Origin of the sequence: Vibrio sp. OPT46 (genome assembly GCF_015163535.1) — a bacterium.
In the GTDB taxonomy this organism is placed as follows: domain Bacteria; phylum Pseudomonadota; class Gammaproteobacteria; order Enterobacterales; family Vibrionaceae; genus Vibrio; species Vibrio alginolyticus.
In genome coordinates this window covers 13,375-21,515 of sequence record NZ_JADDYG010000214.1, presented here as the reverse complement: position 1 = coordinate 21,515, position 8,141 = coordinate 13,375, and the positions used below count along the sequence as shown (strand labels likewise).

Here is an 8,141-nt window from a genome sequence, read left to right as displayed (position 1 = left end):
ATCGATTCCAATAACTTTGATTGCCGACATGATGGCACCTCCCAATATTCAGCGACATAGCTGAGTGTAGTGCAGGTGTGGGGCGTACCATCTTATTAGCGTTTTAGTTCACATGCTCCGCCTGACGTTACTTAATTTTGGCCTATAAAAAATTTTTATTCATTGCAAATGAATGAGCAATGACAATCATTCAGTTTTCCCTTAAAGCCAATCACACCAATATCTAGATCACTGATTTCTTAGCTTGCCACTGCTAGCGTGTGTGTTTCTTGATGTAAAACAGGAAATAACACACATGGCACTACCCACGCTCACCGAGGATAAAGGCAAAGCTTGACTCTTCAAGGTCATTACCTAAATACCAGAGCTAAATGCTTGTCTAATGAGGTTATTCTTGGATAGTGGAATGACAACACTAGAGATATACCGCATCCAAGTTCGTGATATTGTGAAGAAGAATGGACAGTTAACAAAATTCTTTGCGGTTAAAAGATGGTGAGCATCCTAGCATACTAATCGGTAGAAGCACTTTTGCAGTATGACTGGAACATAATGACGTGAACGTACCAATCATTCATTTGATGATTGGGGATAAGTCATTAGAAACAACATTGAGGCTAATATAAACAGATACTGTAAGTATGTTAGCCATTGCTGATATGGAGTTTAAAAATAAAACATATGCTGAACAGTTGTGTTGTAGTGGTCAACTAAAATTTAGAGGGGCACCTTGTATATGGAAAGCTTCGTCTGTTTTTTATAGTAGAATAGACATAATATACAACAGGTTAAGTTTTATTGAATAAGGGAAGATAATGCAGAAGTTACAGCCAATTCTTTTGATAGGATTATTTTTACTGGCAGGCTGCGAAAAAGAAGCTACCCCAACACATCCGCTTATGCGGCAAGAATTGGTTGAAATGATCAAAGCAGGTAGAGATGTAACTCAGGTAGATGTTTCTAAAATTAAAGATATGAGTAGACTTTTTGCTCATAGGCATACATTTAACCAAGATATCTCTAGATGGGATGTTAGTAACGTTACTAACATGTCCTATATGTTTCATGATGCTAAAGCGTTTAATCAGGATATCTCTGGATGGGATGTTAGTAACGTTACCAATATGACCAATATGTTTAGCCATACTCATTCTTTCAACCAGAACATATCGGGGTGGAATGTTAGTAATGTGACGGATATGACAGCCATGTTCTTTGCGGCTAGGACCTTTAATCAGGACTTGAGTGCTTGGAATGTCTTGAATGTGGCCAACTATATGACTTTCAATTACGATGATGATGAAATGACTTCAGCGCTGACGGATGAGCATAGACCCAAATTTCTTCCAATGAAGGTTACTGTCGATGATATTAAGGCGATGCTCTACTTCAAGGAGGATATATCAAACGTTGATACTTCTGAAATAACAGATATGAGTAAGCTTTTTTATGAAATGCATTCCTTTAACCAGGATATTTCTAATTGGGATGTTAGTAATGTAACCAACATGGCGGGAATGTTTTGGAAAGCAGACTCTTTTAATCAAGACCTATCAAAATGGAATGTCTCCAATGTGACCAATATGAGAACTATGTTCGGTGGTGCTAGCTCTTTTAACCAAGATATTTCAAACTGGAACGTTGGCAAGGTTGAGGATATGAATGGAATGTTTGCTAAGGCAAAGTCTTTCGATCAGGATATCTCAAGCTGGAATGTAAGCAAAGTCAAGACTATGGAAGGTATGTTTGCTAATGCTGTATCATTCGATCATAGCATAAATCTCTGGGATGTAAGTAATGTTGAAAATATGTCCTACATGTTTTATCTGGCGAGAAAATTCAACCAAGACTTATCAGAATGGGATACAACTAGTGTACGATATATGTCGTATATGTTTCATGGAGCGAGTAAATTTAATGGAGATATCTCATCTTGGAACACGGGTTCTGTGCACTACATGAAAGGTATGTTTTATCAAGCAGAGAATTTTAATCAAGACATCTCCAACTGGGATGTTACTGGAGTGAATAGTACTTATATTATGTTCTACGGAGCCAAATCTTTTAATCAGGACATAAGCAATTGGGATATAAGAAATATTAACTCAATGTGGGGAATGCTTCATGGTACAGAGTCCTTCTCTTATGATTTATCCGATTGGGCTCTTGATTCTATTTTATACGCAGATCCTGAAGAATCTACTCTTTAATCCTTTCTCTAGATTTCCTATAGTTAAATCACTGATAAAGCATGTACATTTGCGTGGATACTTATTTCTCTAAATAAGCGTTCTCAATTGTAAACGGTATAATCTAATTGGTACACACACCAAAAGGATACAGTGCTAGGACTGAATGGCCCAAAAAGAGTCAGCCTAACGGTCTGGCTCTTTTGAATGAAAAAATAGTCTGGTGGGAGAACTTGTAAGGCTGTGGCAGGTTACACTCACTTACTCCTTAGGCAGGTGACCAGTTTCCTTCGCAAGCTTTTGCATCGCCTCAGCAAACGTTGTTGTCCCGCCTTTAGCTTTAACCTGTATTACCTTATATCCCAACTTTTCCAACGCTTGGCGCTCTGCCAAAACAGCTTTGTCATTGTGTTGGCTACCTTGAGCTGGCTGATGAATGTAACATCCCTCTAGTTTACCATCTTCGACCAATTGGTGATGTTTCAGTGCATCGATATCAAAATTCATAATAAGTCTTTTCATTAAGAGTGGGAGTTTCTGTGGCTAGTTACATACGCTTCAAAGGCTTCACGACACTATCTAAGCCTTCAATTTTGAGCGCTAAACATAGCTTGAGCAAATCCCCTAGCTCGCCGCTTGGCCAGCCCTTTTTATCAAACCACAGTAAGTATTCTTCAGGCAGGTCGATTAACACTCGCCCTGCATATTTCCCAAATGGCATTTGCATTCTAGCGAGTTTAATGAGGTTTTCTTTTTCTAACATAAGTGACAGAGAGTTAAGGTAACTCGTCCAAGGGTAACACTGGTTCTCCCTCCTCACCAGCAAATCGCAGTCACGTTTATTTTTGGCGGCCTTGACTCGCTTTATGCTAGAGTACGCGGCATAAAAAATGAGAACGAGAAAGCAATGAAGTCACCTTGTCGAGCTGCATGTAAAAATAACGCCGGAATATGCTCTGGTTGTCACCGAACGATGGATGAAATCATCCAATGGAAAGACAAAACCGATCTCCAACGAGATGCGATTATCGAACAAATCGCAGGAGAAGATTCAACGCACAGTTGTCCTGAGTGCGGGACTCAAGCCCATTGTGATATCGCCGCAGGCAAAGAGACATGCTGGTGCTTTACTATAGAAACCCGTGATTTACCCAAGCCAAGCGCCAACCAGCTGTGTTTGTGCCGAAAATGTCTAGAAAAAAAGCCAGTCGCGTAATACGACTGGCTTACTGATCATCGTTTTCTGACTGGTGTTTATTTAGCGGTTAAAGCGGACGCTTCAAACTTAATGCCTTCCCACCCTGTCACCATAAAATTACGAATATTCTGGTGATCGCTGTTCTCTGGATACTGCAATACATCTTCACGATAAAAACGGCCAAAGCAGGCTAGCGTCGCTTCTTTGTCTAGGTTGTTTAGCAAACCGAAAGCGAAGATCTTACACGAACCGTTGTTCTCGCCTGCATTGTTTTGTGTCTCACCATTTACAAAAGCGGTTGGCTCAAACGTATAGTTATCTTCGATCACCGCCATCGTTGCTTCAAATTCGACCTGCTCTGGTGACGCTGCCAATAAATCTAAAAACGATTTTAATTCCATTATTCCTCTATCCCTACTTCATCATATTGATGACACATTAGTTTCATAAAAAGCCAATATAAGAGTCATCAATCATACATATATTCAGAGCCTTACCAAATCACACGTCATTCAGCGCTCTATCATTCCAGTTGCGGAAATGGACAGCAGCATAAAACCCATGCTGATTGACAACCTATCGGATTGATAAGGAGATATCATGATCACCCCTTTAAAGGCAATCGGTGCACTCGCATTGTCATCACTTGCCATCGCGTGTTCATCACAACCCGAAGATACCGTGGCTTCATTCGCTACACAATGCAAACCTACCACTGCGCCCGTTACTGGGGAAACTTCAATTCAAGGGTTAACGTTTATCGGGACATCCGTTGCTGATGCTCCATTCGATACATCGGCAGCTGAAATCGTGAGTTATGACGCCTGTACAGATAAGCTCTATGTGGTGAATGCTCAAGCAAAACGTATCGATGTACTTTCTATGGATGACAACGGCGTACCAACGCAAAGCGCATTCATTGATCTCAACAGCGCTGGCGAAGCAGCGGGCATTGAAATTGGCGCAGCAAACAGTGTCGCTGTATTCAATGGTTTGGTAGCTGTTGCGATTGAAAACAGTAATAAACAAGCGAATGGTATTGTTGGCTTGTACCGCTCCGACGATTTGTCATTAGTCATGACGTTTCCAACAGGCGCATTGCCAGACATGGTTGACTTCTCGAAAGATGGCCGATACATCGCAACCGCTAATGAAGGAGAACCAAACAGCGATTACAGCATTGACCCTGAAGGTAGTATCACTTTGATCGATCTGAGCCTTGGTGTTACTCAAGCAGAAGTGTCACAAATTGGCTTTAACGAATTTGATGATTCACGAAAAGCAGAGCTTCCAAAGAATGTGCGTATTTCGGGGGCAAACGCCACCATCGCACAAGATCTAGAGCCGGAATACCTCACTTTTGCAGATAACGGCAAAATCTATGTCGCGCTACAAGAAAATAACGCCATGGCAATCGTCAATCCAGAGAGCAAATCAGTAGAGCGAATTGTTGGCTTGGGTGAGAAGTCTTGGTCGGGCGCTAAACTCGATGCATCCAACAAAGACAAAATCCTTGGGAACTTGAAAAGCTACCCACAACTGGTTGGCTTATTTATGCCTGACACTATCGACAGCTACTCAGTGAATGGGAGTACTTACATCGTATCGGCAAATGAAGGCGACGGGCGTGAGTACGGATTCAAAACCACTCAAGAACTGTGCGACAAAGCTGGCTTTATGTGGGATGAAGACGATTACCTCGGTACAGATGAATATACATCTGAGCAAGGAACCTGTTTAAGCCATATTGATGAAGTGCGCGGTAAGAAGCTGAAAGTGGCAGCAGAACACCCATTGGCAGAGGCACTAAAAGACAACAAACAACTCGCGCGTTTAAAAGTGATTAAGCCGGAACAAACGCTTTCTGCACAAGAGAATGTTCAATCATTTGGCGCGCGTTCATTTTCGATTTGGGATGAAAACGGCAAGTTGGTCTTCGATAGTGGTGACGATTTCGCGACTATCGCGCTGCTGAATGAAGGCAAGAACTTCAACAGCACCAACGATAACAATAATAGTGGCGATGACCGAAGTGATGATAAAGGTATTGAGCCAGAGGCGATTGAAGTAGCACAAATTAACGGTCGTCATTACGCGTTTATCGGCTTGGAGCGTCAAGGCGGTATCATGATTTATGACATCACAGACCCGAAACAAGCGCAGTTTATGCATTACGTAAGCCGCCGTGATTACAATCAGCCAGTATGTACAGAAGTCGAAGATGGCGAATGCATGAATGACACATACAATCCAAAAGCAGGCGATTTAGGTCCAGAGTCCATTAATTACTTTACCCGTAACGGTGGTCATTTTATCGTCGTTGGCAATGAGGTATCGGGCACGACATCCGTCTTCCGAATCAATCTATAAAGTAATGTAAAAGTCATTTAGAACCAAAACGCCCGACATAAGCCGGGCGTTTTTTGTATGAGGTAATGTCCTACTCTGCCGATGCTAGCGAGTCACACTTTGATGCGCAGATAAAATCGTTTTTATGCAGACCTTTGATAGAGTGACTCCACCACGTTACGGTAACCTTACCCCATTCCAACAAAATAGAGGGATGGTGGAACTCATCTTCTGCCAGTTCCGCGATTTTGTTACTGAAAGCCCATGCTTGTTTGAAGTTCTTAAATTTATACACCTTTTCTAGTTGAGGTATGTCTTCTCTTTCAATGATCTGCCAATCAGACAATTGCAGCAGCAGAGATTGTTGTTCTTCTTTGCTTAGTGCAATGGCATCGATACTACAAGCTTCGCATTTTTGTTCATTCAACATGAGCAGGTTCCTTTGGTTCAAAAAGTGGAGGAAGCAGTCCAGCTTCAATCGCTAGATCGGCTTGTTTCAATAAATTTAACTGACTAATTTTAAAGAGCTGAGAAAAGTCATCAATCACGTAGTACTTCGGTTGCATGATGTCGATACGATAAGGCGTTCTCAGCACTGTTTGTAATTCAAATGGGTCGCGAATTGCTACATCACTCTCTAATGCGTAGAGGGTTTCGCCAGGAGATGAAAGAATACCACCACCGTAAATTTTGGTTTTGTCCCCTTCTTTCACCAAGCCAAACTCTACGGTAAACCAGTAGAGGCGAGCGAGATAGGCTCTTTGTTTTGGGGTAGCGGCTTGCCCTAGTTGACCATAATGCTCGGTAAATGCAGCAAAGTCTGGGTTGGTTAACATCGCGCAATGACCAAATATTTCGTGGAAGAAATCTGGCTCCTGTAAGTAATCGAACTCATCTCTTGTACGCAAGAATGTGGCGACTGGAAAGCGCTTATTACCGAGTAGATTAAAAAATCGGTCGAAATCAATAAGCGCGGGAACGGGCTCCACTTGCCAACCTGTTGTCTCCATCAAGACACGATTAATTTCTGGTAACTGAGGAACGCGGTCTTGAGGTAAATCAAGCAGCGTCAAACCGTGTAAATAAGCCTCACAAGCTCTGTTTTGGATCACACCCATTTGTCGTGTTACCAAATCTCGCCAAATGGCGTCTTCTTCACGGCTCCATTCAACCCTGCCTTCCTGGTTTACGGGTTTAGAACGATACTGGGTCATGGCTCATCTCCATTAACAAATCCTTTACATTAAGCCTATCTGTAGTCTTAAGAGCTTCCAATCCCTGCGCGATTTTCTCAGCATCATCCCGATGTAACATATTGTTTACAACTCATCGTAACTGCATGATTTTTATGACACGATATAATATCTGGCTTGTTTGACTTTATCGTGTATTCCTCTCAAACTAAAACCTGTTATCACTTTGTTATAGAGGGACCTATGCGCGAGAGCAGCAAAGTATGGCAACCGAGCGAAAGTCGTATCGAAGAAGCCAACATTACACAGTTTATTGAACACATTAATCGACAAGGAAATACCCTTGAAAGCTTCGCTGATCTGCATCAATGGTCACTCGATCATGTAGAAAAATTTTGGCAGGAAGTTTGGCTATTCTGCGACGTCATTGGCACTCAGGGAGAGACCATAAAAGAGCGAGCAGAAAGTCGCTGGCAGCAACCTGTTGAAAATAGGGATATAAAATGGTTCCCAAACGCGCAAATTAACTACGCCGAAAATTTGCTAACCTACGCGTGTCACCAACCCGATGATCTCGCGATTTGGTTTGAAAATGAACGTGAAGAAAAACAGACCTACACCTGGAAACAATTGTGCGAAGAAGTTTCGAGTGTGCAGCAATGGTTGAAAGAATGTGGAATTAAGCAAGGTGATGTCGTCGCTGGTTATTTACCTCACCTACCTCAAACGGTAATAGCTATGCTAGCAACCACCAGTTTAGGGGCGACCTGGACTTCCACCTCACCTGATTTTGGCGTCGAAAGCGTTTTGGAGCGCTTTGGTCAAGTGAAACCCAAAATCCTGTTTACTTGTGATGGCTATACATTCAATGGCAAAACTTTCGATATGTCTAAGAAAAACCAGCATATTGCGGATCATCTTGATGGTCTTAAACAAGTTTGCCAAATTAGCTACCTTAAACCACACATTTTTGAATGCGATGTCTGCACCCAAGATTGGCAAAATGTCCTGAATCAATACACCCCCGAAGCGCTGACTTTTACTCGTGTGAATTTTAACGATCCGCTATTTGTGCTCTATTCTTCAGGCACAACAGGCAAACCGAAATGCATCGTTCATTCCGTCGGCGGAACGGTGCTTAATCACTTGAAAGAGCATCAACTGCATTGCGATATCCAACCGAACGACCGAGTGTTTTATTACACGACCTGC

9 protein-coding genes are annotated in these 8,141 nt (G+C 42.2%); 4 read left to right on the top strand and 5 right to left on the bottom strand.

The window, feature by feature from the left end; all coding sequences use genetic code 11:
• Positions 1 to 815 precede the first annotated feature (815 nt).
• Entirely contained in the window at positions 816 to 2,210 is a 1,395-nt protein-coding gene (locus tag IQR33_RS09200) for a BspA family leucine-rich repeat surface protein (RefSeq protein ID WP_053303747.1), read from the top strand.
• Between the two features lie 240 nt (positions 2,211 to 2,450).
• Here IQR33_RS09200 and IQR33_RS09195 read toward each other — a convergent pair whose 3' ends face one another.
• Complete coding sequence (locus tag IQR33_RS09195; RefSeq protein ID WP_005375556.1) at positions 2,451 to 2,696, bottom strand: hypothetical protein; 246 nt, start codon at positions 2,694 to 2,696, stop codon at positions 2,451 to 2,453.
• Between the two features lie 40 nt (positions 2,697 to 2,736).
• Complete coding sequence (locus tag IQR33_RS09190; RefSeq protein WP_005375557.1) at positions 2,737 to 2,952, bottom strand: DUF3820 family protein; 216 nt, start codon at positions 2,950 to 2,952, stop codon at positions 2,737 to 2,739.
• 144 nt (positions 2,953 to 3,096) lie between these two features.
• Here IQR33_RS09190 and IQR33_RS09185 point away from each other — a divergent pair, with 144 nt between their 5' ends.
• On the top strand, positions 3,097 to 3,405 hold the full coding sequence (locus tag IQR33_RS09185; protein ID WP_080276966.1) for a cysteine-rich CWC family protein: 309 nt from the start codon (positions 3,097 to 3,099) through the stop codon (positions 3,403 to 3,405).
• A gap of 38 nt (positions 3,406 to 3,443) precedes the next feature.
• Here the strand turns inward: IQR33_RS09185 and IQR33_RS09180 are convergent, their stop codons facing one another.
• Positions 3,444 to 3,788 (bottom strand): HopJ type III effector protein, encoded by a 345-nt coding sequence (locus tag IQR33_RS09180; protein ID WP_017634382.1) that lies wholly within the window; start codon positions 3,786 to 3,788, stop codon positions 3,444 to 3,446.
• A 199-nt stretch (positions 3,789 to 3,987) separates the two neighbouring features.
• Between IQR33_RS09180 and IQR33_RS09175 the strand changes: the two genes are divergently transcribed.
• Entirely contained in the window at positions 3,988 to 5,757 is a 1,770-nt protein-coding gene (locus tag IQR33_RS09175) for a choice-of-anchor I family protein (protein ID WP_064354605.1), read from the top strand.
• 70 nt (positions 5,758 to 5,827) lie between these two features.
• Here the strand turns inward: IQR33_RS09175 and IQR33_RS09170 are convergent, their stop codons facing one another.
• Together IQR33_RS09170 and phhA are read right to left on the bottom strand one after the other, a co-directional pair.
• Positions 5,828 to 6,166, bottom strand: a complete 339-nt coding sequence (locus IQR33_RS09170; protein WP_053303750.1) for a 4a-hydroxytetrahydrobiopterin dehydratase — start codon at positions 6,164 to 6,166, stop codon at positions 5,828 to 5,830.
• The gene (phhA, locus tag IQR33_RS09165; RefSeq protein WP_053350625.1) at positions 6,156 to 6,950 is read right to left on the bottom strand and encodes a phenylalanine 4-monooxygenase; all 795 of its coding nucleotides are present in this window, start codon (positions 6,948 to 6,950) and stop codon (positions 6,156 to 6,158) included. Before phhA ends, IQR33_RS09170 begins: the two co-directional genes overlap by 11 nt.
• 222 nt (positions 6,951 to 7,172) lie before the next feature.
• Here phhA and IQR33_RS32680 point away from each other — a divergent pair.
• On the top strand, positions 7,173 to 8,141 hold a 969-nt coding region (locus tag IQR33_RS32680), incomplete at its 3' end, for an AMP-binding protein (protein WP_228013821.1).